Origin of the sequence: Kribbella lupini, assembly GCF_039529595.1 — a bacterium.
Taxonomy (GTDB): domain Bacteria; phylum Actinomycetota; class Actinomycetes; order Propionibacteriales; family Kribbellaceae; genus Kribbella; species Kribbella lupini.
In genome coordinates, this window is sequence record NZ_BAAANC010000003.1 from 403,165 (window position 1) to 427,628 (window position 24,464).

At 69.4% G+C, this 24,464-nt stretch carries 24 protein-coding genes; 17 read left to right on the forward strand and 7 right to left on the reverse strand.

Annotation, left to right across the window (positions count from 1 at the left end):
* The first annotated feature begins 183 nt into the window (after window positions 1-183).
* The 11 genes from ABD235_RS28090 to ABD235_RS28140 all read left to right on the forward strand — a co-directional run bounded on the left by ABD235_RS28090 (window position 184) and on the right by ABD235_RS28140 (window position 11,956).
* Window positions 184-1,398, forward strand: a complete 1,215-nt coding sequence (locus ABD235_RS28090) for an MFS transporter (protein WP_344179556.1) — start codon at window positions 184-186, stop codon at window positions 1,396-1,398.
* Window positions 1,398-2,573, forward strand: a complete 1,176-nt coding sequence (locus tag ABD235_RS28095; protein ID WP_344179558.1) for a radical SAM protein — start codon at window positions 1,398-1,400, stop codon at window positions 2,571-2,573. Before ABD235_RS28090 ends, ABD235_RS28095 begins: the two co-directional genes overlap by 1 nt.
* 2 nt (window positions 2,574-2,575) lie before the next feature.
* The gene (locus ABD235_RS28100; RefSeq protein WP_344179560.1) at window positions 2,576-2,836 is read left to right on the forward strand and encodes an acyl carrier protein; all 261 of its coding nucleotides are present in this window, start codon (window positions 2,576-2,578) and stop codon (window positions 2,834-2,836) included.
* Window positions 2,833-4,026, forward strand: coding sequence for a hypothetical protein (locus tag ABD235_RS28105; protein WP_344179562.1), 1,194 nt, complete (start codon window positions 2,833-2,835; stop codon window positions 4,024-4,026). The genes ABD235_RS28100 and ABD235_RS28105 overlap by 4 nt, the downstream gene beginning before the upstream one ends.
* Window positions 4,016-4,969 carry a Gfo/Idh/MocA family protein gene (locus tag ABD235_RS28110; protein ID WP_344179564.1) on the forward strand — a complete coding sequence of 318 codons (954 nt, stop codon included), beginning with the start codon at window positions 4,016-4,018 and terminating at the stop codon, window positions 4,967-4,969. Before ABD235_RS28105 ends, ABD235_RS28110 begins: the two co-directional genes overlap by 11 nt.
* Entirely contained in the window at window positions 4,966-5,862 is an 897-nt protein-coding gene (locus tag ABD235_RS28115; protein ID WP_344179566.1) for a phosphotransferase family protein, read from the forward strand. The genes ABD235_RS28110 and ABD235_RS28115 overlap by 4 nt, the downstream gene beginning before the upstream one ends.
* Window positions 5,859-6,896 (forward strand): hypothetical protein, encoded by a 1,038-nt coding sequence (locus ABD235_RS28120; protein ID WP_344179568.1) that lies wholly within the window; start codon window positions 5,859-5,861, stop codon window positions 6,894-6,896. Before ABD235_RS28115 ends, ABD235_RS28120 begins: the two co-directional genes overlap by 4 nt.
* Entirely contained in the window at window positions 6,893-7,978 is a 1,086-nt protein-coding gene (locus ABD235_RS28125; RefSeq protein WP_344179570.1) for a condensation domain-containing protein, read from the forward strand. The genes ABD235_RS28120 and ABD235_RS28125 overlap by 4 nt, the downstream gene beginning before the upstream one ends.
* 70 nt (window positions 7,979-8,048) lie before the next feature.
* Window positions 8,049-8,831, forward strand: coding sequence for an ABC transporter ATP-binding protein (locus ABD235_RS28130; protein WP_344179572.1), 783 nt, complete (start codon window positions 8,049-8,051; stop codon window positions 8,829-8,831).
* Entirely contained in the window at window positions 8,828-11,341 is a 2,514-nt protein-coding gene (locus tag ABD235_RS28135) for an FtsX-like permease family protein (protein WP_344179574.1), read from the forward strand. Before ABD235_RS28130 ends, ABD235_RS28135 begins: the two co-directional genes overlap by 4 nt.
* An 81-nt stretch (window positions 11,342-11,422) precedes the next feature.
* Window positions 11,423-11,956 carry a VOC family protein gene (locus ABD235_RS28140; protein WP_344179576.1) on the forward strand — a complete coding sequence of 178 codons (534 nt, stop codon included), beginning with the start codon at window positions 11,423-11,425 and terminating at the stop codon, window positions 11,954-11,956.
* On the opposite strand, the gene ABD235_RS28145 is transcribed toward ABD235_RS28140, so the two are convergent.
* Window positions 11,957-12,574 (reverse strand): NADPH-dependent FMN reductase, encoded by a 618-nt coding sequence (locus tag ABD235_RS28145; protein WP_344179578.1) that lies wholly within the window; start codon window positions 12,572-12,574, stop codon window positions 11,957-11,959. It abuts the gene before it with no gap.
* 56 nt (window positions 12,575-12,630) lie between these two features.
* On the reverse strand, window positions 12,631-13,308 hold the full coding sequence (locus ABD235_RS28150) for a DedA family protein (protein ID WP_344179579.1): 678 nt from the start codon (window positions 13,306-13,308) through the stop codon (window positions 12,631-12,633).
* A 132-nt stretch (window positions 13,309-13,440) separates the two neighbouring features.
* Here ABD235_RS28150 and ABD235_RS28155 point away from each other — a divergent pair, with 132 nt between their 5' ends.
* Window positions 13,441-14,688, forward strand: a complete 1,248-nt coding sequence (locus ABD235_RS28155) for a sensor histidine kinase (protein WP_344179581.1) — start codon at window positions 13,441-13,443, stop codon at window positions 14,686-14,688.
* On the forward strand, window positions 14,679-15,338 hold the full coding sequence (locus ABD235_RS28160; RefSeq protein ID WP_344179584.1) for a LuxR C-terminal-related transcriptional regulator: 660 nt from the start codon (window positions 14,679-14,681) through the stop codon (window positions 15,336-15,338). Before ABD235_RS28155 ends, ABD235_RS28160 begins: the two co-directional genes overlap by 10 nt.
* A 13-nt stretch (window positions 15,339-15,351) precedes the next feature.
* Here the strand turns inward: ABD235_RS28160 and ABD235_RS28165 are convergent, their stop codons facing one another.
* Window positions 15,352-16,101 carry an SDR family oxidoreductase gene (locus ABD235_RS28165; protein ID WP_344179587.1) on the reverse strand — a complete coding sequence of 250 codons (750 nt, stop codon included), beginning with the start codon at window positions 16,099-16,101 and terminating at the stop codon, window positions 15,352-15,354.
* A 48-nt stretch (window positions 16,102-16,149) separates the two neighbouring features.
* Here ABD235_RS28165 and ABD235_RS28170 point away from each other — a divergent pair, with 48 nt between their 5' ends.
* Window positions 16,150-16,734 (forward strand): TetR/AcrR family transcriptional regulator, encoded by a 585-nt coding sequence (locus ABD235_RS28170; RefSeq protein WP_344179589.1) that lies wholly within the window; start codon window positions 16,150-16,152, stop codon window positions 16,732-16,734.
* Between the two features lie 43 nt (window positions 16,735-16,777).
* The gene (locus tag ABD235_RS28175; protein WP_344179591.1) at window positions 16,778-17,800 is read left to right on the forward strand and encodes a phosphotransferase family protein; all 1,023 of its coding nucleotides are present in this window, start codon (window positions 16,778-16,780) and stop codon (window positions 17,798-17,800) included.
* Here the strand turns inward: ABD235_RS28175 and ABD235_RS28180 are convergent.
* Window positions 17,793-18,392: a maleylpyruvate isomerase family mycothiol-dependent enzyme gene (locus tag ABD235_RS28180; protein ID WP_344179593.1), complete on the reverse strand. Its 600-nt coding sequence runs from the start codon at window positions 18,390-18,392 to the stop codon at window positions 17,793-17,795. The two genes, ABD235_RS28175 and ABD235_RS28180, sit on opposite strands and share 8 nt — an antisense overlap.
* 73 nt (window positions 18,393-18,465) lie before the next feature.
* Here ABD235_RS28180 and ABD235_RS28185 point away from each other — a divergent pair, with 73 nt between their 5' ends.
* Together ABD235_RS28185 and ABD235_RS28190 are read left to right on the forward strand one after the other, a co-directional pair.
* Window positions 18,466-18,900 (forward strand): MarR family winged helix-turn-helix transcriptional regulator, encoded by a 435-nt coding sequence (locus tag ABD235_RS28185; RefSeq protein ID WP_344179595.1) that lies wholly within the window; start codon window positions 18,466-18,468, stop codon window positions 18,898-18,900.
* Between the two features lie 1,767 nt (window positions 18,901-20,667).
* The gene (locus ABD235_RS28190; protein ID WP_344179598.1) at window positions 20,668-20,973 is read left to right on the forward strand and encodes an ArsR/SmtB family transcription factor; all 306 of its coding nucleotides are present in this window, start codon (window positions 20,668-20,670) and stop codon (window positions 20,971-20,973) included.
* A gap of 107 nt (window positions 20,974-21,080) precedes the next feature.
* On the opposite strand, the gene ABD235_RS28195 is transcribed toward ABD235_RS28190, so the two are convergent.
* The 3 genes from ABD235_RS28195 to ABD235_RS28205 all read right to left on the reverse strand — a co-directional run bounded on the left by ABD235_RS28195 (window position 21,081) and on the right by ABD235_RS28205 (window position 24,282).
* A complete protein-coding gene (locus ABD235_RS28195; protein WP_344179600.1) occupies window positions 21,081-21,437 on the reverse strand; it encodes a VOC family protein in 357 nt (118 codons plus the stop codon).
* Window positions 21,438-21,441: 4 nt separating this feature from the next.
* On the reverse strand, window positions 21,442-22,260 hold the full coding sequence (locus ABD235_RS28200) for a MerR family transcriptional regulator (protein WP_344179602.1): 819 nt from the start codon (window positions 22,258-22,260) through the stop codon (window positions 21,442-21,444).
* Window positions 22,261-22,383: 123 nt separating this feature from the next.
* The gene (locus tag ABD235_RS28205) at window positions 22,384-24,282 is read right to left on the reverse strand and encodes a ricin-type beta-trefoil lectin domain protein (RefSeq protein ID WP_344179603.1); all 1,899 of its coding nucleotides are present in this window, start codon (window positions 24,280-24,282) and stop codon (window positions 22,384-22,386) included.
* Window positions 24,283-24,464 lie beyond the last annotated feature (182 nt).

Genomic DNA, 24,464 nt, shown 5'->3' on the forward strand with positions numbered 1-24,464 from the left:
AAACTGAAGGTCTCTCCCGTTTGGGCACTGTCAGCGACGAATTGGTGACAGAGGGGTTGAGTCCGGCGCCGACCCCGGTTAAGTTGTCCGAGGTCTTATTTCAAGTCTTGAACTTAGGGGGTCACGCGCGGGGTCTGTGCACCGACGACGCTGGGGAGAGTCGTGCGATCAACCACACCTGCCGTGCGAACGCGGACCGATCTGCCCTGGTACTGGGGCAGTCAGACCGCGAGTTTCGTCGGGGACCGGCTGACCGGGTTCGCCGTACCGACGATCGCGATCCTCACGCTCGACGCGAGCGAAGCGCAGGTCGGCGTCCTGTCCGCGCTCGGCTGGTTCGCCTACCCGGCACTCGGCCTGGTCGCCGGAGCCGCCCTCGCGCACGTGCCCCGCCGCCGCGTGATGATCGTTGGCGAGCTGCTGCGCTTCGCCGCGTTCGCCAGCGTCCCGCTGGCCACACTCGCGGGCTGGGTCAGCGTCCCGCAGTTGTGCGTCGTGGTCGCCGTCGCCGGAGCCGCGATGGTCTTCGTCGACATCGCCGGCCAGTCGTACCTGCCCGCCCTGGTCGAGCCCCGCGAACTCGTCGGCGCCAACGCCAAGCTCCAGAGCTCCGACAGCCTGTCCAAGCTGATCGGACCGGCGCTCGGCGGTCTCCTCCTCCGCACCACCAGCCCGTACGCCGGTCTGCTGCTCTGCGCGTTCCCCTTCCTGGCTTCGGCATTCGGCCGCACCAGGATCCAGACCGTCGAGCCTCCCCCTGAGCCGATCCGCGAGCCACTCCCCCACCGGATCCGCACCGGCTTCACCTTCGTCCGCCGGCACCCGCTGCTCCGCCGCCTGGTCTGCGCGGCGGCGATCCGCAGTTTCGGCTCGGGCATGGTCGACGCCGTCCTGCTGCTGTTCGCGTACCGGGTGCTCGGCCTGTCCAGCCTGGCCGGCGGCCTGCTGATCGCAGCCGGCTCAATCGGCGGCCTCCTCGGCGCGTTCGTCGCCAACCGGCTGGCCGCGACTCTCGGCGTACGGCGAACGCTGGTGCTCACCGGCGTGGAAGCCCTGTGCTGGTTGGCCGTTCCGCTCTGCCTGCTGAGTGCTCCAGCGCTCGCGCTGGTCGCGATCCGGATCTGCGCCTCGGTCTGGCTGCCGATCTGGAACGTCGTGACCACCAGCGTCCGTCAGGAGGTCACTCCGGCCGGTCTGCAGAGCACGGTGCACGCCACCGCCCGCACGCTCACGTCGTCCACCGTGCCGCTCGGCGCGATCACCGGCGGCCTGGCCGGCGGCGTACTGAGCACGCAGCTCGGTGCGGCGACCGGTCTGGTCCTCGTCCTCGCGACAGGAGGTGTGATCGCCGGAGCCAGCGCACTGCTCGTCGCCACAGCCACCCACCAGGAGGTCTGATGCGTCCCACCACCACCCGCACGCTGAACACCAAAGAGTTCGCCGACATCAAGCACACCGTGTCGATCCGCTCCAAGGCCCGGCGCAACCTGCTCGCGGACCCGTCGTACGCCGCACCGCTGCCGCAGGAGGTCAGCCTGCAGCTCACCTACCGCTGCAACCTGCGCTGCACCCACTGCTACCAGTGGAACGAGCAGGGCTTCTTCCGCGACTTCAGCGCGGTCAAGCAGAAGACCGAGCTCGACCTGTCCGTGGTCGAGGACGTGCTGCGGACCACGGCACCGGTGCGGTCGAAGCTGTTCCTGTGGGGCGGCGAGCCGCTGATGCACACCAAGTTCGACCAGGTCGCCGCGCTGCTGGAGAAGTACCCGCGGACGGTCAACATGTGCACCAACGGCCTGCTGTTCAAGCGCAAGCTGGACGACCTGCTGCGGATCGGCGAGAACCTCAACCTGCTGGTCAGCCTGGACGGCCTCGGCGAGGACCACGAGGCACTGCGCGGGCGCGGCACCTTCAAGCGCACGATGGAGAACATCCAGCTGATGCTGGACCTCAAGCGCTCCGGCCGGTGGGACGGTGAGCTGTCCCTGTCCTGCATGGTCAGTCACGTCACCGTGCACAAGATGTACGAGTTCATGGAGTGGGCCGAGGAGCTCGGCGTGAACACGGTCTACTTCCAGTTCCCCTGGTACATCAGTCCCGAGGTGGCCGAGTCGATGGACCGCCTGTACGAGAAGACGTTCTCCTGGCTGAACCCGAGCACCGGCACCAGGAAACCGACCTGGCACAGCTACACCTACCAGCTGCCCGCGGAGGAACTGCCGGCCCTGCGCGACTCGATGGCACGGCTCGCGTCCCGGGCCTGGAACGTCCGGCTGCGCTACCAGCCGCAGCTCGAGGACGACGAGGTCACCGACTTCATCCTCGGGACGTCGCGGCCCGCCCAGCACCGCAGCAAGTGCCTCGCGGTCTCGAACCGGATGGAGGTGCACGCCGACGGCGCGGTGAGCTCGTGCAAGTTCTTCCCGGAGTTCGTGGTCGGCAACCTGTACGACCAGCCGGTCGGCGAGCTGTGGCAGAGCCAGTCGTTCCGCGAGGTCCGCCGGATCATGTCCGAGAACGGCATGATGCCGGTCTGCTCGAAGTGCATCCTCCTTTACCTGAACGGAGTCTGACCATGTCCACCGCCATCGAGGACCGGGTGAAGATCGTGCTGGCCAAGGTGCTGGACAACGGCACCACCGCGGACGAGATCGGCCCCGAGGCCGACCTGGTCGAGCAGTACGGGCTGGACTCGCTGCAGACGATCACGTTCCTGCTCGCGATCGAGGACGAGTTCGACCTGGAGCTGGACTACCCGCAGCTGCAGCTCGACGACCTGCGCTCGGTGCGCCAGTTCAGCGGCTTCGTCGCCCGGTTGGCCGACGAAGCGCCATGACCGACCCGTACGCCGGCCGCCGCCGGGTCCGCTTCGGCACCTTCGACGCGGAGTCCTGGTGGCGGCCCGACGACCTGGCCGTGCTGCCGTCGGTCGGCAGCGGCGATCCCGCCGTCGGGACGATGGACGAGCTGCTGGCCGGCTTCTGCGCGCCGGGCGATCTGCTGATCACCAGACAGCAAGTCTTCCCCGACATCCTCGCCGGCTACGGCGTTGCCTTCGACCACCAATCTGCGGACGCTCCGGGTCCCATCGAGCAACACCTCCCACCGCTCGGCAACCAAGTACCGACGCCCTACGCAGTCCTTGCCCCGTTCCCTTCCTTGCCCTCTCCCGAAGTAGTTGCCCAGGTCAACTCCAAAACCTGGTCCAACTCGCTCGTTCTGGAGCTCGGGCTCCCCGGCGCCGGCCGAGTGGTTCGCTCCCCCGACGAACTCGTTGCCGCCGTCACCGACCTCGACTTCCACGCCCTGGTCAAGGACCCGTACGGCGTCTCCGGCCGCTCCCTCCTCGAGGTCGGCACGCCCGGCGTCCTGCGCGCGATCGAGCGTGTCCTCCGCAAGCAGCCGGACAAGCGCGTTGAGCTGATCGTCCAGCCGAAGTATCCGAAGAAGCACGACTTCTCCGGCCACGTCCTGCTGGCCCGCGACGGCTCCTGGGAGTTCCTCGGTCTCCAGCAGATGACCAACAAGGGGTTCCGCCACTTCGGCTCCAGCCCCGCGCCCACCGCGCTGATCGACAAGGACTGGTACGCCGACACGCTGGCCGACGTGGTCGCCGCGGTGCACGCCGCCGGCTACTGGGGTCCGGTCGGCGTCGACGCGATGGTGCTCGACGACGACTCCGTCGTACCGGTCCTGGAGATCAACGCCCGCCAGTCCCTCGGCCTGCTCGCCTTGCACCTGAACCGGCGCTCCGAGGACCTCACCGCTCACTTGTGGCAGCTGGAGCTCAACCTCGCGCCAGGGCAGGGAATCCGCGACGTTCTCCACGCGCTGACAGGCCTTGCGAGCACCGGCGACCGCCCCGGAGCGATGCTCCTCAACGGCACCCATCTGACCGCACCCGGCGGCCGCGTGCACGTCGCGATCTTCTGCCCGGACGGCCACGTCACCCAGTGGCAGCACCGCCTGCTGGCCGCGGTCACCGCGGCCGGCCTGACTCCGCGAGGGATGACCGATGCCGCTTGAGCTAGGCCTGATCGGCGCCACCGGCATCGCCGCCCGCACGATGCTGGGCAAGGCCGACGTCGACGTCCGGGCGGTCGCCGCCAGCGATCCCGTGCGGGCCAAGGAGTTCGCGGGCCGGTACGACATCCCGCTGGTCTACGAGAACTACTCGGCCCTGCTCGCCGACCCGGCGATCGACGCCGTCTACATCTCGCTGCACAACGCGGCGCACCACCGCTGGGCCGTCCGGGCGGCCGTCGCCGGCAAGGACGTGATCGTCGAGAAGCCCCTCTGCCTGACCGCGGCCGAAGCCGAGGAGCTCTGCTTCGCGGCCGAGAACACCCGCGTCTTCGAAGCCGTCGCGACCGCCGGGCATCCGTGGCAGTCCACCGTCCATGAGTTCATCGAGTCCGGCCGGTACGGCGTACTGCGGTCGATCCGCACCCGGATGACGTTCGCAGTCCCGGCGCCCGGCGGCTACCGCGACCGGCCCGACCTCGGCGGCGGCATCTTCTACGACTGCGCCAGCTACTGGCTTCAGGCGCTGCAGGCAACGATCGGGCTCGACGTCACGGCGTACGAAGGCCGCTCGACGTACGACGGCCCGAACGGCGTCGACCGCGACTTCGACGCGTCGTTGCACTGGGCATCGGGGGCCGAGGCGATGTTGACCTGCGCGGTCGGTGCGGAGCATGTCGCCGAGCACCTGTTCACCTTCGCCGAGGCGACGGTCAAGCTGCGGAACTTCCTCCGCCCGGTGCTCGGCGCCGTACCGTTGAACCTCGTCGTGACTCCGGCGAGCGGCGACCGCGAGGTGATCGGGTTCCCGCCGACCGCGTACTACGAGCAGCAGCTCGCCCGCATTCTCGACGAGGACGGCGACGACCTGGCGGCCGCCCGGCCGCGGATCGAACTGATGGAGGCGATCTACTCCGACGCCTTGTCCCGAAAGGAGAACGGGTGAAGCGACAGATCGACCTCGCGGGGATCAACGCCCTCCTGGACCGCGCGGGTATCGCGCCGCACGAGCTGAGCGCCCACGAGGAGCTGACCGAGGGCACCTACAACTCCGTCTACCGGTTGACCGTCGGCGACCGGCAACTGGTCCTGAAGGTCGCACCGGATCCGTCCTCGCCGGGGCTCTCGCACGAGCAGGCACTGATCCGGACCGAGACCGAGTTCTACCAGGCCGCGCGCGGCAAGGCGCCAGTGCCGGAGGTCGTGTACGCCGACGCCGAGGTGCTGCTGATGACCGCGTTGCCGGGGACAACGATGCGAGGACTCACGACCGCGGAGCGTACGACGTACCGGCGGGAGCTGGGCGCGATCGTGCGCAACCTGCACGAGATCGTCGGCGCCGACGGGTTCGGCTACCCGCAGCGGGGACTGGTGTCGACGTGGGCGGTGGCGTTCCAGCGGATGCTGGACGACGTACTGGCCGACGCCGAGCGCTACTGCGTTGAGCTGCCGACCGGGGTGTCGCGGCAGCTCGCGCTGGATCGCTTCGAGCTGCTGAACACGGTGCGAACGCCGCGGCTGGTCCACTTCGACCTGTGGGACGGCAACATCCTGGTCGACGGCGGCCGGATCAGCGGGCTGATCGACGGGGAGCGCGCGTTCTGGGGCGATCCGGTCGCGGAGTTCGTCTCGCTGACGCTGTTCAGCTCGGTGGACGACGAACTGCTGGCCGGGTACGGCTCGGACATCGACCGGGAGCGGCTGGCGCTGTACCGGGTGTACCTCTACCTGATCATGCTGGTCGAGCGCGTCCCGCGCGGTGACGACGACGAGGGCATGCTGACGCTGATCACTCGGCACCTGACCAAGGAACTGGCGGCGCTGGGCGCCACCTCATGACGGGCGCCGTCGTCGAGGTGCTCACCTCCGGTGTCGCGCTCGGCGTCCACGTGCCCGGTCTGCTTCTTGCTGACCGGATCCGCGAGCAGGGCGGCACAGCGTCCGTGTCCGTCCTCGAACGGCTGATGCGACCGGAGACGCTGGAGACCACAGGCCGTTCCAAGCAGGCCTTCCACCGCGACTTCCGCGTCGCCCTGGCCGGCCAGAAGCTGGCGCGCAACGCCGCTGTCTCCACCGACCCAGGTGCGGTCGAGCAGCTCTTCACCGACTGGGCTCAGCGCGGCGTGACCCGCTTCGTCGTTTTCTCGGGCTTCTGGCTCGCCCTGATCGAGCAGTACGTCGACCGGCACGGCCCGGTGCCGGTGGACATCTGCCATGTCGACTCGGTCCGGTCACCGTCCTTCGACAAGGCCGGCGAGACGGTGCTGCCCGTACGGCACGTCTGGCTCGCCGACGCAGACGCCGGTGTCGTGCCGTGCAGCATCCCAGTGACCCGCGACGCTCCGCTCCCGTGGACGTCTCGCGATCGGCGGCTGCTCGTGCACGGCGGCGGCTGGGGCATGGGGACGTACCGGGAGCGTGCGGGCGATCTGCTGGACGCCGGCTTCGACCTGGACGTCGTCGCGTACGAGCAGGGCGACCTGTCCTCCGGCGGCGTCCGGTACTTCATGATCGATCCCGACTGGCACCCGTGGCTCGACGACGGCTACCCACCGTTCGGACCGGCCGGCGCGGAGCCTGTACGCCGTACCGGCCACCACGGCTCCTTCGACCTCTGCCGGCAGGCACTGGCGTCCGTCAGCAAGCCCGGCGGCGGCACCCTGCTCGACTCCCTCTGGTCAGCGACACCACTGGTGTTGCTCGAGCCCTTCGGCCCGCACGAGCAGCGCAACGCGGACCTGTGGATCTCACTCGGCTACGGCATCTCCTTCGAGGATTGGCAGCGCAAGGACTTCGCCGTGGAGGTCCTGGAGGAGCTGCACGCCGCTCTGCTCACCGCGGAGGCGCCGGACTACTCGAAGGAGCTGCTGTGAAGACGTCGCTCTGGCAGACCTTCGCCCTGGAGCTGGACGCCCGCCGGCCGGGCTTCGCGCTCGGCCCCTGGTTCACCATGAACGCCATGCTCGCGCTGGACGGCGAGCTGGACGCTGACCGCCTGGCTGGTGCTTTCGCAACGCTGCAGCAGCGGCACGGCGTACTGAAGGCCGGTGCCTCCCTGGAACTCGTCTCCCAGTCCGTCTTGCACGTCCCTGTGCAGCTGGAGGCTCCCGTACGGCTGCAGCTCTCCGGTGATCACCTGACCTTGCACCTGCACCATCTGGTGTCCGACCCGATCACTCTCTGGCTGGCCCTGTCCGAACTGGCCGCCCTGTACTCCGGCGAGGACCTGCCGCCTGCGGTGCAGTTCTCCGAGTACGTGCTCGATGAGGCCTCGCAGCTCGACCGCACGGCGGAAGTAGCGAGCGATTGGTGGCGGAGCCGAGTCACCGACGCCAAGGTCTGCCCGCAGCCTTCCCCCTCCGGCGGCTCACCTTTCGCCTACCGCGGCAACCTGCTCTCACCTCTTGAGGTCGCCCGGGTCGAGCAGCTCACCCGCGAGCACCGCAGCACTCCCCTGGTCACCTTGCTGGCTGCGTTGGGCGCTGCGATGGACCCGGTCGAGGGCGACACTCTCGTCTTCAACACGCTGTTCAGCAAGCGCGACCGCCCGGCCTGGCAGCGAGTGCTCGGCCCCTGCATCGTCCCGTCGGTGCTGGCTGTCCCCCGCTCGACCGGCTCGCTGGCGGCCGACGTACCGGCCATGCGGGACGCGGTGGTCGGCTGCAGCCGGTACGCGCGCTTCCCGGTGCTGTCGTTGGACGTGCCGCCGCGGACGCCGTTCTTCGAGTACGTGCCGCAGCAGTGGCCGGGCGCGTACTCGTTCGGCTCGGTGAAGGCCGAAGTGGTCGGAGCGGCCGGGCCGAAGGACACCGGTCTGGCGGACGCGCTGGCGATCCGGGTGCGGCCCACGACGGACGGCGTACTGACCGGGCACTTCAGTGGGGACGGCACGGACTGGACCGAACCGCTGGTGACGTCGCTGACCGAAGAGTTCCGCGACTACCTGCTGGGGTAGGCCTAGCACCACTGCGATCGGCGGCTCAGCTCCCTGGGGCGGACGGCTGGATCTTCGTAGCGTTCCAGTCATGAAGCGCAAGCAGGAATCAGTCGAGAGAACGTCGAACTCCGTCGTGCTGAACGACGTCCGCCGGGTCTACGGCAAGGGCGCCGGCGCGGTCGTCGCGCTGGACGGCATCAGCATCAGCTTCGCCCGGGGCACCTTCACCGCGGTGATGGGTCCGTCCGGGTCCGGCAAGAGCACCTTCCTGCACTGCGCCGCCGGGCTCGACCGGCCGACGTCCGGGACCGTGGCGATCGACGACCAGCCGCTGGCCGGGCTGAGCGAGCGCCGGCTGACCGAGCTGCGCCGCGAGCGGATCGGGTTCGTCTTCCAGTCGTTCAACCTGCTGCCCGCGCTGACCGTCTGGCAGAACGTCACGCTGCCGCAGGAGCTCGACGGACGGCGGACGAATCGCGCCGCCGTCGCCGAGGTGCTCGAGCGGGTCGGTCTCGCGGACCGGCACAAGCACCGCCCGGGCGAACTGTCCGGCGGTCAGCAGCAGCGCGTCGCCATCGCCCGCGCGCTGGTCGCGCGGCCCGCGGTGATCTTCGCCGACGAGCCGACCGGCGCGCTCGACACACAGACCGCCGCCGACGTCCTCGAACTGCTCCGCGAGCCGGTCCGCAGCCAGGGCCAGACCGTCGTCATGGTCACCCACGACCCGGTCGCCGCGTCGTACGCCGACCAGGTCGTCTTCCTCGCCGACGGCCAGCTGGCCGGCAGCCTGGTCGCGCCCACGGCCGAGCAGGTCGCCGAACGCCTCACCCACCTCGGCGCCCGCGCCCGCAACCTGGCGGTCGCACGATGATGAAACTCGCCGTCCGCACTCTGCGCTTCCGCAAGGGCGGCTTCGTCGCCACCTTCGTCGCGGTCGTCTTCGGCACCGCCATCGTCCTGGCCTGCGGCGGCCTGATGGAAACCGGCATCCGCTCCAACGTCCCCGCCACCCGTCTGGCGGCCGCCGACCTGATCGTCACCGGCCCCGACTCCCACCTGCGCCCCGGCCGCGAAGACGCCACCCCGCTGACCGAACAGACCGGTGTCCCCGCCGAGACGGCGACCAAGCTCCGCGCCATCGACGGAGTCACCGAGGTGGTCGGCGACCTCACCTTCCCGGCACCCCTTCGAACCGCCAACAGCTTTGTGCAGGCCGAAGGTCACTCCTGGACCTCCGCCCGCCTCGCGCCGTACAAGCTGCTGTCCGGTACGCCGCCCGCAGCTCCTGGCGATGTCGTCCTCGACAGCTCGACGGCTCGCGCCACCAACCTTCAGGTCGGTTCTCGCATCACCCTGCTGACCAACGGTGAACCCAGCACCTACACCGTCCGCGGCGTCGCTGACGGCCCCGCCGGTCACACCTTCTTCTCCTCCGCGGAGGCGACCCGCCTGGCCGCCACCCCCGGCACCTTCACCTCCCTCGCCGTACTGGTTGCCCCCGGCAAGGACATCGGCACGGTGAAGGACGCGATCGAGGACCTGTCCGGTGACCTCACCATCCGGACCGGCGCCGACCGCGGCCTGGCCGAGCACCCGGACGCCGCGCAGTTCCAGGAAGCGCTGATCGCCGTCGCCGGTTCGTTCGGCGGCATCGCCACCCTGACGATGATGTTCGTCGTCGCCTCCACGCTCGCCCTGGCCGCGCAGCACCGCGAACGCGAGTTCGCCCTGCTCCGCAGCATCGGCACCACGCCCGGTCAGGTCCGCAAGATGATCCTCGGCGAGTCCCTGCTCGTCTCGATCCCCGCGGTGCTGATCGGCGTCGTCCCCGGCTTCCTGCTCGGCCGGTTCCTGTTCGACCAGCTCGCCGAGCACGGCGTCGCCTCGCCGTACGTCGAGTTCCACCAGGGCCTGATCCCGTTCGCCGCCGGCGCGGGCGCTGCCGTCCTGGCCGCGGTCGGCGCGGCCCTCATCGCCGCCCGCAAGTCCGCCCGGATCAAGCCGGTCGAGGCGCTCGTCGAGGCCGGCCTGCAGCGCAAGTGGTTCACCTGGACCCGTCTGATCCTCGGCGTCCTGTCGCTCGGCGGCGCGATCGCGCTGATGATCGTCACCGCCACCGTGATGACCGGCCCGCTCGCCGCGGCCACTGCCGGCCCGTCCGTGCTGTGCTGGGCGATCGGCATCGCGCTGCTCGGCCCGTTCTGGACCAAGCTCACGCTCGCCCTGATCCGCTGGCCCCTGTACGCCGTCAGCAAGGTCAACGGCCGGCTCGCGATCGTCAACGTGTCGGCCCGTTCAGTGGCGATGTCCGCCGCGGTGATGCCGGTGATGCTCGCCGTCGGGATCTCCACCGCCAACCTCTACATGCAGACCACTCAGGTGCACGCGTCCGAGCAGGCCTTCACCAAGGACCTCAAGGCCGACGCGGTCCTCGTCTCCACGGCCGGCACCGGACTCCCGGCGTCCCTGCTGAACGACGTGCGCAAGGTCCCGGGTGTCGCTGGCGCTTCGTCGTACGTGACGAGCCTCGGCGCCGTCGACGCACCGCGGAAGGCTCCCTTCGCCGAGGACGGCGCTCCCCTGGTCGGCGTCAGCGCCCAGGACGGCAACGGCCCGGCGCCGGTCCGCGTCACCTCGGGATCCCTCGAAGCCCTCACCGGTCGGACGATCGCCGTACCGGACCGGATGGTCGAGAAGACCGGCGAGGGCATCGGCTCGACCGTCAAGCTGACCCTGGGCGACGGCGTACCCGTCGACCTGCGGGTGGTCGCGACCTTCGACGCCGAGCGTGGCTACGAGAGCCTGGTCCTGCCGGCCGAGCTGCTCGCCAAGCACACGACCGAGCGGCTGGCGCCGCAGCTGCTCGTGCGCTACTCCCCCGGCGCGAACCCGGCTCCGGCGCTGGCTGAGGTCGCCGCCGCGCACCCCGGCGTACACGTGGCCGGTCGGGAAGCGCTGATCGAGGACAACAAGGCCGACGCGCAGACCCAGGCGTGGGTGAACTACCTGCTGGTCGGTTTGCTGATCGGCTACACCGCGGTCTCGGTCGTGAACACGTTGGCTTCGTCGACGATCCGACGGCGGCGTGAGTTCGCGCTGCAGCGGCTGACCGGCTCGACCCGCAGCCAGGTGCTCCGGATGCTCACCACGGAGAGCACTTTGGTCACCTTGACCGGTGTCCTGCTCGGCTCCGTCGTCGCTGCAGCGACTCTGCTGCCCTTCAGCGCCAAGGTGTCCGGCTCGGCGATACCGCACGGTCCGTGGTCGATCTACCTGATCATCGTCGGCGCCGCCGCTCTGCTCACCTATCTGTCGACCCTGGTCCCGGCGACCGGCGTACTCCGCACCAGTCCTGCGGAAACCACTTCCCGTCCGGACTGAGTAGAGGCCAGAACCTGGCCGCTACCAGGAGGAGAGTCTTGCTCACCGCAAGGCTCTCCTCTTCTTCGTTAGGACCATCTGATGACGCTCAGCACCAGCCCGACGCCCAACACCCCCGCGGGCTACACCACCCTCGCGCCCTGGGTCGTCACCGACGACACCGCCGCCCTCCTCGCCTTCGTCAGCAAGGTCTTCGACGGCGAGGAGCTGGCCCGGATCGAGACCGAGGACGGCCTCATCGGTCACGCCGAGATCCGCGTCGGCGACACCGTCCTGCTGGCCTTCGACCGTCGCCCGGAGTGGCCCGCGATGCCCTCGCTGCTCCGCATCTTCGTCCCCGACGCCGACGAGACCTTCACCCGCGCAGTCGAGTCGGGCGCCCGGGTGGTCACCGAACTCTCCACCGCCGCCTGGGGCGACCGCGGCGGCCGCATCCGCGACCCCTGGGGCAACATCTGGTGGGTCGTCTCGCACATCGAGGACGTCCCTGCCGAAGAAGTCGGCGCCCGGATGTCGGACCCCCAGTACGCCGAGGCGATGGAGGTCGCCCAGGCCACCTTCGACGCCGAGATGACCGGCGCCGCAACCGGCCGCTCGTCCCGCCCGGTGCTCTAGCTAGTGCTGCGCCGGCGTCGGCTCCGCGATCGGCTGCAGCGCGATCGTCGTCGCCTGGACGATGCCCGCGTGCTGCCGGATCCACGTCGACAGCACCACCTGCAGATCCTCGAGATCCCGCTCCTCGAGGATCACCCCCGGCACCGGCACGGTGGCCCCCAACTCGTTCAGCACCGGCCGCAGATGGTGATCGGCGAGCAGCTTGTGCGAAGGCGCCGCCGACACTGTCACCGGCACGACCACCGCCCCGGCCAGCGCCTCCGGCCGCAGGACGTCGAGGAAGCTCTTCAGCAGTCCCGTGTAGCTCCCCTTGTAGACCGGCGTCGCCAGCACCACCAGCGACGCCGACGACACCAGGTCGATCGCGTTCTCCAGCGCGGCGCGCTGCTCGTCCGTGGCCGCGTCGCCCTGGAAGATCGCCGGTGCGAACGTCACCAGATCGACCAGGTCGTCCAGCCGGTACGGCGTACCGAGCTCGGAGCTGAGCAGTTCCGCGACGGACGCCGCGGCGGCGGCCGTCCGGGACCCGGCGCGCGGATTGCCGACGACGGTGACCACCGACTGCGGCCACGCCGGCGGATCGGGAACGACGCGCGGTTCGAAAGCGACTGAGGGCATCGGGGATCTCCAGCGGTTCGGCAGTGAGGTCCCGAGCGTAACCAAAGTCGAGCGGCCTACTTGACTTTCTCAGGATCCGAACGATTCGCCTTCACCTTGACAACGACGAACCAGGCCACCGCAATCACCGCGGCGGCGATCACGACGTACTGGAAGACGCCGACCGACGACTCGACCACGTGCCACTTCTCGCCGAGCGCGTAGCCCGCGATGATCAGCGCCGAGTTCCACACCAGGCTGCCGAACGCGGTCAGCCCGAGGAACAGCGGCACCGACATCCGCTCCACCCCGGCCGGCACCGAGATCAGGCTGCGCACCACCGGGACCACCCGCCCGATCAGCACCGCCTTGGACCCGTGCCGGGCGAACCACTGCTCGGCCTTGTCGACGTCCTCGATCTTCATCAGCGGCAGCCTGGCCGCCAGCGCCCTGGTCCGGTCGCGGCCGAGCACCGCGCCGACGCCGTACAGCGCGAGCGCGCCGACGACCGAGCCGAGCGTGGTGAACACGATGGCGCTGATCAGCCCGAGATCACCGCGGTTGGCGGCGAACCCCGCCAGCGGCAGGATCACCTCGCTGGGCAGCGGCGGGAACAGGTTCTCCAGCGCCACCGCGAGGCCCGCGCCCGGAGCCCCCAGCTTCTCCATCATGTCGATGGCCCACCCGGCCACCCCACCGGTTGGTTCCTGCGTCGCTTGCAGCGCGGTCATCATCACCTGGTTCGTCGAGTTCATGGCGTCGACGCTAGGTCCGCGAACCGTACTCGCGCCCTGTGGTCGACCGTCGGAATTTCTCGGCTTTTCCACAGTACAGAACTGTGGAAAACCACAGTCTCCGCTCGCCCTGTGCCCACTAGCCTTGTGCGCATGCAGGCCATCGACGCGCGTCCCGCCAAGCCGTTCGGGCACAGCACGCTGCCCGGGCGAAGCGCGCGGGTCCTTGCGGGCGTCACGCTCGGCGCCTTACTGGCCCTGGCCGAGCTGGTTTTTCTCCTGGTCTTCGCACTCGGCCTGATCCCGATCGTGGCGGTCCCCCGGTCACGCCCGGCGGTGATCCGGTTCACCCATCGTTGCGCTGGGCAACTCGTCACCCTCGAGCGCCGCCGCCTCGCCCGGTTCCACGACGTCGGCGACCTCGGGCCGTACTCCGACCACCAGGCCTTCGGGTACGTCGCCCGCCGCTGGCCGCTCGGCCTGCTCGGCGGACTGGTGATCCTGCTGCTCGTCTTCGGCCTGATCGTCACCGGGTCGATGCTGTCGGCGTGGGTCGTCGGCGGCACCTGGGGATTCATCGAGGAGGACGGCGGCGCGGTCAGTTCGGCGACGGTCGCCGTCGCCGCGATCCCAGGCCTGGTGCTGCTCTACCTGAACGTGATGGGCATCGCCGGCGTCAGCCAGCTCGACGTCGCGCTGGCCCGCCACCACCTGACCCCGTCCGCCGAGGACGTGCTGGCCCGCCGAGTCTCCGAGCTCACCCTGAGCCGGGCCGAGGTCGTCCAGGTGGTCAACGACGAACGCCGCCGGATCGAGCGCGACCTGCACGACGGCGTCCAGCAACGCCTGGTCGCGCTGGGCCTGCTGCTGAGCCGCGCCCGCCGGTCGCGCGATCCAGCGCGTGCGGCCGACCTGGTCCGCCAGGCCCACGACGAATCCGAGCAGGCACTGGCCGACCTGCGCGACGTCGCCTGGCGCGTCTACCCGACCGTGCTCGACCAGTTGGGCCTGCACGACGTGGTCAGCCTGCTGGCCGAACGCTCGGCCATCCCGGTCACGCTGACGTACGACCTTCCCGTCCGGCCACCGGCACCGATCGAAACGGCTGTGTACTTCGTCATCTCCGAAGCTCTGACGAACGCCACCAAGCACTCGGGCGCCCAGCGCATCAGGATCACCGTCCAGGCGGCGGTTCCGGCGGCGCCGTTCGGGTTCACCCCGCCGACGGAGACGACCGCGGTCGTCGTCACCGTCACCGACGACGGCCACGGCGGCGCCGACCCCGACGGGCGCGGACTCACCGGCCTGGCCGGCCGCGTCGCGGCGTACGACGGCAGCTTCGTCATCGACAGCCCACCCGGCGGGCCCACCACGATCCGAGCGGAGTTGCCATGCGCGTGATGCTGGCCGACGACACGACCCTGCTGCGCCACGGGCTGGTGCTACTACTCGAAGAAGAAGGCCACGAGGTCCCCGCCGCGGTCGGCGACGGCGACTCTCTGGTCGCCGCCGTCCGGGCCGCCGTCGAGGCCGGCCAGGCACCGGACATCGTCGTGGTCGACGTCCGGATGCCACCCACCCACACCGACGAGGGCCTGCGCGCCGCCCTCACCATCCGCACCGAGTGGCCGGAGGTCGGCGTCCTCGTCCTGTCCCAGTACGTCGAGAAGTCCTACGCCACTCAGCTCATCACCTCCGGCCAAGAGGGCTTCGGCTATCTGCTCAAGGACCGCGTCATGCGCGTCGAGGAGTTCCTCGAAGCGCTGGAGCGCGTCGGCAGCGGCGGCGTCGCCTTCGACCCCGACGTCGTCCGTCAGCTCCTGGCCCGCACCACGCACACCGACCCGCTCAGCACACTCACCCCGCGCGAACACGAAGTCCTCGCCACGATGGCCGAAGGCCACAACAACCGGGGCATCGCCAACAAGCTCTTCATCTCCCAGAGCGCCGTCGAGAAACACGTCTACGCCATCTTCGACAAACTCGCCCTGCACGACGACCCCACCTACAACCGCCGCAGTCTGGCGATCGCGACCTACCTCACCAGCTAGCCACCGCGGACAGCTACGCCACCTTGGGCCCGAGGTGCAGGCCTCCGCTGGCGTCGATGATCTGGCCGGTCACCCAGCGGGACTGGTCGGAGGCCAGCCAGGCAATCACCTCGGCGACGTCGCCGGCCTGGCCGAGTCGGCCGAGCGCGGTGAGGTTGGTGATGAAGTCCGCGAGGCCGGTGAACGCCTCGGCGTTGTCTGCGGTGCGCGTCGCGCCGGGAGCGACGGCGTTGACCGTGATCCCCCGGGCGCCCAGCTCTTGAGCAAGCGTGCGGGTCATCACCTCCAGGGCGCCCTTGGTCATCGCGAACGACGTCTGCGTCGGATTCGCCATCCGGGTCGCGACCGACGACACGTTGATGATCCGCCCACCGTCGACCAGCAACGGCAGCGCCTGCTGGACCAGGAAGTACGGCGCCTTGACGTTCACCGTGAACAACCGGTCGAACCGCTCCGGCGTATCCGCCTCCATCGGCCCCGCCGGCAACGCCGCCGCGTTGTTGACCAGCACATCCAGCCGACCACCGGACGCCGTCCGAACGGCATCGACCAACTCCCGCACACCCCCGTCACTGCCGAGCTCAGCCTGCACAGCGACCGCCGTACCACCGGCTTGCTCGATCAGCGCGACCGTCTCCTTCGCCTTGGCTTCATGCCCGTTGTAGTGCACGAAGACCCGCAGACCGTCCGCCGCCAGCCGCTCAGCCACCGCCCGCCCGATCCCCCGCGACGCTCCCGTCACCAACGCGACTCTCCGGTTCATCGAATCCCCTCAAGTGGTAGTTACTAACACTTTGATACTGTCTACCACATGTCAAGTCTTCGCGAACGCCGCAAGGCCGAGACCCGGCAGCTGCTGCAGCGTCAAGCACTCCGGCTGTTCCAGCGCGACGGCTACGACCAGACCACGATGAACGCGATCGCCGAAGCGGCCGGCGTCTCCGCAATGACCGTGTACCGGCACTTCCCCACCAAGGAGGACCTGGTGATCTGGGACGAGTACACGCCGGTCAGCATCGAGGCCCTCTCCCACAGCCCCGCCGACGATCCCCTCGTACGCCGGATCGGCCACGCGCTGATCCAGACCGCGAACGCCGCCACCACTCCCGACCACCGGGACCTGTTGCTCGCCCGCCTGCAACTGATGGTCGAGGTGCCCGCCCTCCGAGCCCGGCACCTCGACAACCAGTACGCCACCCAGGACGCCATCGTCACCGCCCTCTGCGGCGACGACCCCGACCCCGATCAGGAGTTCCAGACCCGCGCCATCTCCGGCGCCTGTCTGGGCGCCACTCACATCGCGCTGGTTCACTGGGCCCGCACCGATGGAAAGCAGCACCTCCCCACGCTGATCCACGATGCCCTCACCGCCACCTTCCCCGCCGACTTCACCTGAAATCCGGTCGGCACCGGGCGCGAAGCCGCCTAGGCTCACCCGGGTGCAGTACACCGACGACCTCATCCCCGAGCACGTCCGCACCCTCGGTCACCAGCACCCCGAACCGCTCGCGATCGGCATGCAGGGCGCCGTCTTCCGCCTCGGCGATCACCGCATCGCGAAGGTCTGGTTCCACGCACCTCGCGCCGAGCTCGAACGCCTCCAGAACCTGTACGCCGAACTGCAGCTCCCCTTCCACACCCCGGAGATCCTCGAGATCCACCAAGGCCCCCGCTGGCTCGTCACCATCGAGGCCGAACTCCCCGGCCGCCCGCTGCACGAGCTCGCTCCCGAGTTCGGCACCACCGCGTGGCACGCAGCCCGCGACTGCGTGATCGACGTCCTGGCCGAGCTCGCCACCGTCCCCGCCCCGACGGCCCTCTTCGCCATGACCGTCCTCGACGAACCCGAGCCCTTCCGCCGCTGGCGGTCCCTGCCGCCCGAGCAGGTCGATGGACTCGCCGATGAACTCGGCCGCGATCGTGATCCGGCCGTCACGCAGCGGTGGCGCCAGAGCAGCACAGCCTGGCTCGACGCGCTCTCCGCTCTTCTCACCCGGCGCGTGGCCACGTACCGGGATCAGCTCGACCGCCTCGTCGACAAGTTCGACACCAAGTTCGATTGCCTACAGCAACGTCTACACGCGATCGCACCAGCGCAAGCCACCCAGCTCGTGCACGGCGACGTCACCGCCGGCAACATCCTCGTCGACGACCAGCTCCGGCCAATCAGCGTGCTCGACTTCGGCCTGTTGAGCATGGCCGGCGATCCGGTCTTCGACGCCGCCAGCGCTGCCGCGCTCTACGCGCTCTGGTCACCGGACACCCGCGCGATCGAGGCCGACTTCGACGCCGCGATGATCGTCCGCCTGGGCTACGACGCCGCCGACCTGCTGACCTATCGCGCGGTCCACGCCCTGCTCATCGGCAACGCCCACGACAACGACCCGTTCGACCGCGACTCCGGCGTACCGCTCACCGCGAAGCTCCTGAACGACCCGCAGTACACCGAGTTCCTCACTTGAGCTGGGCGGTGACGTACGTACGCCCGGTCAAGAGTTGCAGCAGCAACGCGATCGGCCCGCGCAGCTCTTCACCCTCACCGGCCGACCATTCGATGTCAGTAGCAACAAGTCGTACGCCGGCCAGTCGCTTGCGCGCCTTGAACGGGAACGACTTCGCCCAGATCCGCTCGGCCGCGGCCCGCGCGGCTTCAGGCGGCATCGAACGCGTGATCCCCAGCGGTACGGCGATGTCCTGCCCGTGGATGAGGACATCCAGCAACGGATCGGCCGGGACAGTCCCGAGCGGATGACGCCGCGAGCCGGCGTACTGGTGGTACTGGGCAACGATCTCCGCGGGCGAGTACAACGCGCCGGCCCGCCGGGCCTCGTCGAACACGAACCGGTTGAAGTCACCACGCGCCCGCGCCATCCCGGTGATCACCGGCAGCACCTTCGCCTGCGGCGAGGAGATCACGTGCGCGGCGACGTCCTGCACCGTCCACCCCGGGCAGGTCGAGGCGGTCTTCCACTGCGCAGGAGTCAGACTGGCCAGAAGCTCGGCCAGGCTCGCCCGCTCCGCGTCGACATACCGCCAGATCTCCTCAGTACGCACACGACCCTCCTCAACTGGTAAGCCTCTCTGACCAAATTAGACAGCCTCTCTGACTACCAGTCAAGATGTCGGCATGCCGGACGAGCTGAATCTGGGGTTGCTGCTGTTCATCCCCTACCGTGCCCTCGAAACCCGCGTCTTCGAAGCCCTCGCGGCCGCCGGGTACGACGACTTCACCCCCGCCCAGGCCCGCATCTTCCAACGCATCGGCCCCACCGGCACCCGCCTCACCGAACTCGCCGAGCAGGCCCAGGTCACCAAACAAACCGCCGGCTTCCTCGTCGACCAGCTGGAACGCGCCGGCTACGTCCACCGCACCCCCGACCCCACCGACGCCCGCGCCCGCCTCGTCCACATCGCCCCCCGAGGCCACCGAACCATCCCCATCGCCGCAGCCGCCGTCGCCGAGGTCGAAGCCGAGTGGACCACCCACCTAGGCCCCACCCGCACCACCCAACTCCGCCAAACCCTCACCACCCTCCGAGAAATCACCGACCCGTACGCCTGAGCCGACGACGTACATGCGCCAGCTGGATCCGGGCCGAGCTCCGGCCGCGGATCCTTGCCGGCCTTGCGCAGTTCGCCCGACGCCCACCACCCACCAACGCCCTCCAACCCCGCTCCCGCCACGCGGCCCCAGCCTCCGCGATGCACCCGAGGACCCGGTTGAACGGTGCTGCACGTCGCCGCCATGCACGCCAAGGCGCCGACCTGGCAGGACAACCGGTGGTTCGGCCACTTCAGACCACGGCCGCTCGCCCCACGCACCACCGCGCGACCGACCCCGAGCGAAGCTCCCACCGCACCCAACCATCCACCGCGCCGACTCAATGACGAAGCCGCCCAACCCACGCCACCCGACATCCACCGCCAACTGGGCACGCTCTCGCAGACCAACTACCCACGCGAGTGACGCCCGCGACAAACCCACCACCCAACCGACCCCGCGACTGGATCGAACTCACACACACGCCGTTGGCAAGGCACCCAATGAAGCGCCGGACCACGCCAGACGCACAGCGACATCGGCCGCGCCTCGGCGGCGCGCCCATCCGGCCCCAGGCAGCCAGGTTGCCACCGACTACCAATCTGCCCCACGCGGATGACGCCCGCGACAAGCCCACCGCCCAGCCGACCGCCCCGAGTGGGTCAAATTCACGCACACGGCGATGGCGACCGCACCGAAACCAGCGCCAGACCTCGCCCGACGCGCAGCGACGACACCGGCCACGCCCCGGCAGCGTGAGACCACCTGGCACCAGACAGCCAGGTCACGGCGGACCACCCATCTGCCCCACGCGAATGACACCCGCGACGAGACGCCGCGCAACCGATCCCGGCAACGGGCATATCTCGCGAAGCCGATCCCGACAACCGGGCGTATCTCCCGCGTACGCAGGCCCGCGCCAACTGATTTCGGTTGGGTGCGGGCTGGGGTTGTGGTGTGGCGCCGGGGACGTGGGGTGGGGTGATCTGCGGCGCCGCAGACCACCCCCGCCAGGCCCCACCCAGCGCCGGTCGCTGGAACGGACGACCTGCCCTCCAATCCTTCCGGCGGCTGACGGCGCCGGCCACGCACGGCGTTACCCGCCGCGTCACCGGCGACCTTGACAGACAGACGGTATGCCGATGCCGACGCGGACGTGCTGACGCAGCGGGGCTGACGCGAGGAAGGTCGCGAGGGCGGTGGCAATGCTCGGCGGAGGCGGAGGCGGAGGCGGAGGCAGAGGCGGAGGCAGAGGCGGAGGCAGAGGCGGAGGCGGACGCGGAGGCGGAGGCGGAGGCGGAGGCGGCGGCGTGGCACAAGCGTGCAGCAACAGGAGCGAGCGGGCCAGCACGTCGGGCAGCCTGCCGCGGAGGTGATACCGGCGGCGCCCGTGGCCCCCGGGCGGGCGAACCTCGGGCGGCGAAGCTGACGGGCGGAGGCTCGGCGATCCACCACCCAGCTCGTATCGGCGGACATGCAGCACTCACCAAAGCCCCTCACCATCCGCCTGCGCAGACACCGCACGCCTGACCTTCCGCTGCTCGGCGGGGTTGCTGAGTGGTGGATGTTCACCCGCAAGCCGTCGGCGCTCCGGCGTACAGCGCGCAGGCACCCGCGTGGCCGCCGCCCGCCGGATGCGGCGGCCACGCGTCAGACGGTCGCACGGCGCGGTTCCGGATCACCCGACGAACACCGTGCCGAGCCCGAGCGACTCGTCTGCTCGCCGGGTCGACTACCGGCGCGGCAAGGTGATGCGGCGGGGCTGGTCAGCGGGCGTATATTCCTCTTATGGCAACTACGTTCGAGGTGCTTGCTGAGCCGCGGCGGCGGGAGATCCTCGATCTGTTGCGGGGCGGGGAGCGGCCGGTGGGGGAACTGGTGGATGCGCTCGAGCTGAGTCAGCCGGCGGTGTCGAAGCATCTGAAGGTGTTGCGGGACGCCGGGCTGGTGGAGGTTCGGCAGGACGCGCAGCGGCGGTGGTACCGGCTGCGGCCGGCGCCGCTGGCCGAGATCGACGCCTGGCTGGAGCCGTATCGCGACCTGTGGCGCGGCCGGTTGGATGCGCTCGAGGCGCACCTCGACCAGATGGACTGATCGAACCGTCCGAAGAAATCCCCTGCGTCCGAAGAGGAGTGGCCTATACCCTCGGCTTCTTCGGACGCAGGGAGTTTCTTCGGACGCAAGCGGATGAGCGGTGCGGACTAGTGCGCTTCGGCGAGGTCGAAGACGTTGCCTTCGGGGTCGGCGAGGGTGATCCAGTGGACGCCGTACTCGGTGAACTCGGCCTCGCGCTTGGCGCCGAGGGCGACCAGGCGGTCGACGTCGGCGGCCCAGTCGGTGCTGCCGAGGTCGAGGTGGAGGCGGTTCTTGACGCCGGTCGGCTTCTCCGGGACCTGGAGGAACATCATCGCCGGGCCGCCGGTCGCGGCGCGGTTGACGGTGGCCATGAACTCGTTGCCGCCGGCATCGACCTCGGTCTGGAAGACCTGGGCCCAGAAGGCGGCCTGGGCCTGGACGTCGGCGCAGTCGACGGCGAGCTGCTCGAAGGTGACGGGCATGGGTTCAACCTTTCGTGGGGATTCGCTGGATCGGCCAGCAGATCTCGGTCTGGTAGGTGGTCGGATCGTCGGTGTCGCCCGGGCCGACGACGTACAGCTCACGGATCGGCCCGGCCGCGACCGCGCAGTGCTCGGCGACGTGGCTACCGAGCGCGCCGTACGTGCGGTCGAAGTCGGTGAACGGCCCGGCGTGCACGGTCACCGCGAAGAAGCCCGCCGGAAGATCGACAAGCTCCACACCCTCGTACGGCGCTTGCCCGGGCGTCACGGGCAGGAAGGCAACGACCTCGCCGACGTCATCGGTGAAGAACTCGTCGCTGTACGTCGCTCCGGCGGTCGCCGTGATCCCGAGCTCGCCGGCGATCGCGCCGAGCCGGCCGAACGTCGTACCGCACCACACGTCGATCTGGTCCCGGTGCACGCGGTCGGTGACGGCGTACGCGCGGAAGGCGGGGACGAAGCGGTACTCGACGGCCAACTCCATCGGCGACAAGGTGAGCATCGAGCGGAGCGACGCGACGACTTCCTGCGTGCGGATCAGCTCGCGTTCCATCTGGTCGAGGTGAAGGCGGAGCGCCTGGTCGCGAGTGGCGATGTCGGGAGCCTCGATCACCTCGCGGACCTGCGCGAGCGGCATCTGCAGCTCGCGCAGCCGGCGGATCAGCTGGGCGGTCGGCACCTGCGTGATCTCGTACCGGCGATAGCCGGAGCTCGGGTCGATCGCCGCGGGCGCGAGCAGTTCGATGTCGTGGTAGTGGTGCAGCGTTTTCACGCTCAGATGTGTGAGCCGGGAGAACTCCCCGATGGTCACTGAAGCCGTCATGCCGCAAACTCTGCACCCTCCGGCGACCGGAGGGTCAACAAACACACAGACCGACCGCGGCCCGGGGGCGCGGGCGCGGTCGGTCTGGGGCGGGGTCCCCGTGCGGACCCCACGACTGGAGGGCTAGGCGTTCCACTTCTGGTTGGCCGCCCCGGTGCAGGACCAGATCTGCAGCGGCGTCGCGTTGGCGGAGTTGTTGCCGGTGACATCCAGGCACTTGTTCGCCTGGGGGTTCACCAGATCCTTCCCGCTCGTGTACGTCCACTGCTGAGCAGCCGATCCGTTGCACGAGTAGAGCTGCACCCGAGACCCGTCCGCGACTCCCCCACTCGCGACGTCCAGGCACTTGCCGAGCGCACGCACCGTGCCGTCACCAGGACGCGTCCACTGCTGAGCGTTCGACCCGTTGCAGTCGTAGAGCTGTACGGCGGTGCCGTCGGCCGAGTTCGCGCCGGCGACGTCGATGCACTTCCCTGCGAGCCCGGTGATCTGACCGCCGGTCCCACCGCCGCCGCTCTGCGTCCCCGACCAGGTGAAGGTCGCCGAGGTCTTGGTCGGCAGCGTGTAGACGAAGGACTGCGAACCCCAGTTCACCCGCACCGACTGCGAGCTGCCGGTGGTGTTGAACGCGATCAGCGCCTTCGACCCGTCCGGGTTCTTCCACGCGACGTTCTTCACCGCGGAGTTGGCGGTCGACTCGATCCGCGCGGCACCCGGCTTCACGAACTTCGTCAGGTGGCCCATCGTGTAGTACTCGACGGTCTTGTCGACCTGCCCGGCCCGCGACCCACCACGCTGGATGGTGACCAGCCCGGTGCACACGTTGCAGCCGGCACCGACGTACGGAAGCATGTTCTGGTCCTGGCCGAGGCTCCACTTCACCCACGACTTCGACCAGTTGCGCGTGTAGTCGATCAGGTTGTTCATGTCCTCGACCTGCTGGTTCGGGATCCAGGTGCCGCCCGAGTGCTCGGTCATGTAGTGGTTCACGGCCGGGTACTGGTTGTGCACGGTGGTCTGCAGGTTCACGTCACCGCCGTACCCGTGCCAGGCGATCCCGCCGAACAGCGGGTCGTTGCGCAGGCCGGCGTCGGCCAGCGGGACCGAGCCGAGGTCGTTGTAGTTGCCCCAGTTGTAGTCCAGGATCAGCACCTTGGTGGTGATCCCGGCCGCCCGGAACGCCGGCAGCAGGTGGTTCTTGGTGAAGTTGAGCAGGCCGGCGCCGTTCCAGTTCATCGACGCGTAGCCGGTGTCGTCGGTACCGCAGCAGGTCGGCTCGTTCTGCACCGACACGTAGTCGATCTTCAGACCCTGGGCGGCGTTCTGCTGCACGTACTTCACGAAGTACTGCGCGTAGAGCGGGTAGTACTCGGCCTTCAGCCAGCCGCGGTTGGTGAACTTGTTGTTGTCCTTCATCCAGGCCGGCGCGCTCCACGGCGCACCCTTGACCTTCAGCGCCGGGTTCAGCTGCTTGGCCTGCTTGGTCAGCGGTACGACGTCGGCCAGGTCGTGGTTGATGCTGAAGTCGTTCAGGTCGCAGCAGGTGTCGTCGTAGGAGTAGTTGAACCGGGCCAGGTCCGAGGCGCCCATCGGGTTGCGGGTGAAGGCCAGGCCGATCCCGTTGACCGGGTCGAACAGGTCCTTCATCACCTGGTTCCGGGTGGTGGCGGAGATCGTGTTGCTGCTGTTCAGCAGCCACGCGGCGCTGTCGGTGAACGACGCGCCACCGCCTTCGAAGGTCTGGTACGTCGTGTTCTCGTTGACCGTGACGGTCTGGTTCGCGGTGCCGCCGGCCGGGCCGAAGTTCACCGGCGCCTGCTGCTGCAGGCCGCGGGTCACGTTGCGGCCGGCGTCGTCGTTGGTGGTGGTCAGCCAGACGTTGACCTGCTCGCCGGCGGCGTGCGCGGGCTGCGGGTTGCCGAGGCTCAGACCGGTGGCGACCACCGAGAGGGCCGCGAATCCCGCCAGGGCGGGGAGCAGGCGTCGTCGTCCGGGGCGGGCACGACGAAGGGTGCGGGGCATGGGCGGATCTCCCTCTTGCTCAAGGGCTCACAGGGGTGGGACGGAAACCCCGGGTCCGGCGTCTGCCCGCGCCGCAACTGGTGGTCATCAGCAGGTAACCATCGGTGCGCAGCGGAGTCAATGCCGTGCCGCCACTTTTTTCACGCCTTGTATTTACGCGTGGTCTTGACGTGAGAACGTTC

Coding starts and splice junctions, on each gene's coding strand:
- ABD235_RS28135 (WP_344179574.1), top strand. CDS start 8,828: ATGATGAAACTCGCCGTCCGCACTCTGCGCTTCCGCAAGGGCGGCTTC.
- ABD235_RS28185 (WP_344179595.1), top strand. CDS start 18,466: ATGCCGGACGAGCTGAATCTGGGGTTGCTGCTGTTCATCCCCTACCGT.
- ABD235_RS28190 (WP_344179598.1), top strand. CDS start 20,668: ATGGCAACTACGTTCGAGGTGCTTGCTGAGCCGCGGCGGCGGGAGATC.
- ABD235_RS28120 (WP_344179568.1), top strand. CDS start 5,859: ATGACGGGCGCCGTCGTCGAGGTGCTCACCTCCGGTGTCGCGCTCGGC.
- ABD235_RS28165 (WP_344179587.1), bottom strand. CDS start 16,101: ATGAACCGGAGAGTCGCGTTGGTGACGGGAGCGTCGCGGGGGATCGGG.
- ABD235_RS28140 (WP_344179576.1), top strand. CDS start 11,423: ATGACGCTCAGCACCAGCCCGACGCCCAACACCCCCGCGGGCTACACC.
- ABD235_RS28110 (WP_344179564.1), top strand. CDS start 4,016: ATGCCGCTTGAGCTAGGCCTGATCGGCGCCACCGGCATCGCCGCCCGC.
- ABD235_RS28170 (WP_344179589.1), top strand. CDS start 16,150: ATGTCAAGTCTTCGCGAACGCCGCAAGGCCGAGACCCGGCAGCTGCTG.
- ABD235_RS28155 (WP_344179581.1), top strand. CDS start 13,441: ATGCAGGCCATCGACGCGCGTCCCGCCAAGCCGTTCGGGCACAGCACG.
- ABD235_RS28095 (WP_344179558.1), top strand. CDS start 1,398: ATGCGTCCCACCACCACCCGCACGCTGAACACCAAAGAGTTCGCCGAC.
- ABD235_RS28160 (WP_344179584.1), top strand. CDS start 14,679: ATGCGCGTGATGCTGGCCGACGACACGACCCTGCTGCGCCACGGGCTG.
- ABD235_RS28105 (WP_344179562.1), top strand. CDS start 2,833: ATGACCGACCCGTACGCCGGCCGCCGCCGGGTCCGCTTCGGCACCTTC.
- ABD235_RS28100 (WP_344179560.1), top strand. CDS start 2,576: ATGTCCACCGCCATCGAGGACCGGGTGAAGATCGTGCTGGCCAAGGTG.
- ABD235_RS28130 (WP_344179572.1), top strand. CDS start 8,049: ATGAAGCGCAAGCAGGAATCAGTCGAGAGAACGTCGAACTCCGTCGTG.
- ABD235_RS28195 (WP_344179600.1), bottom strand. CDS start 21,437: ATGCCCGTCACCTTCGAGCAGCTCGCCGTCGACTGCGCCGACGTCCAG.
- ABD235_RS28150 (WP_344179579.1), bottom strand. CDS start 13,308: ATGAACTCGACGAACCAGGTGATGATGACCGCGCTGCAAGCGACGCAG.
- ABD235_RS28200 (WP_344179602.1), bottom strand. CDS start 22,260: ATGACGGCTTCAGTGACCATCGGGGAGTTCTCCCGGCTCACACATCTG.
- ABD235_RS28145 (WP_344179578.1), bottom strand. CDS start 12,574: ATGCCCTCAGTCGCTTTCGAACCGCGCGTCGTTCCCGATCCGCCGGCG.
- ABD235_RS28205 (WP_344179603.1), bottom strand. CDS start 24,282: ATGCCCCGCACCCTTCGTCGTGCCCGCCCCGGACGACGACGCCTGCTC.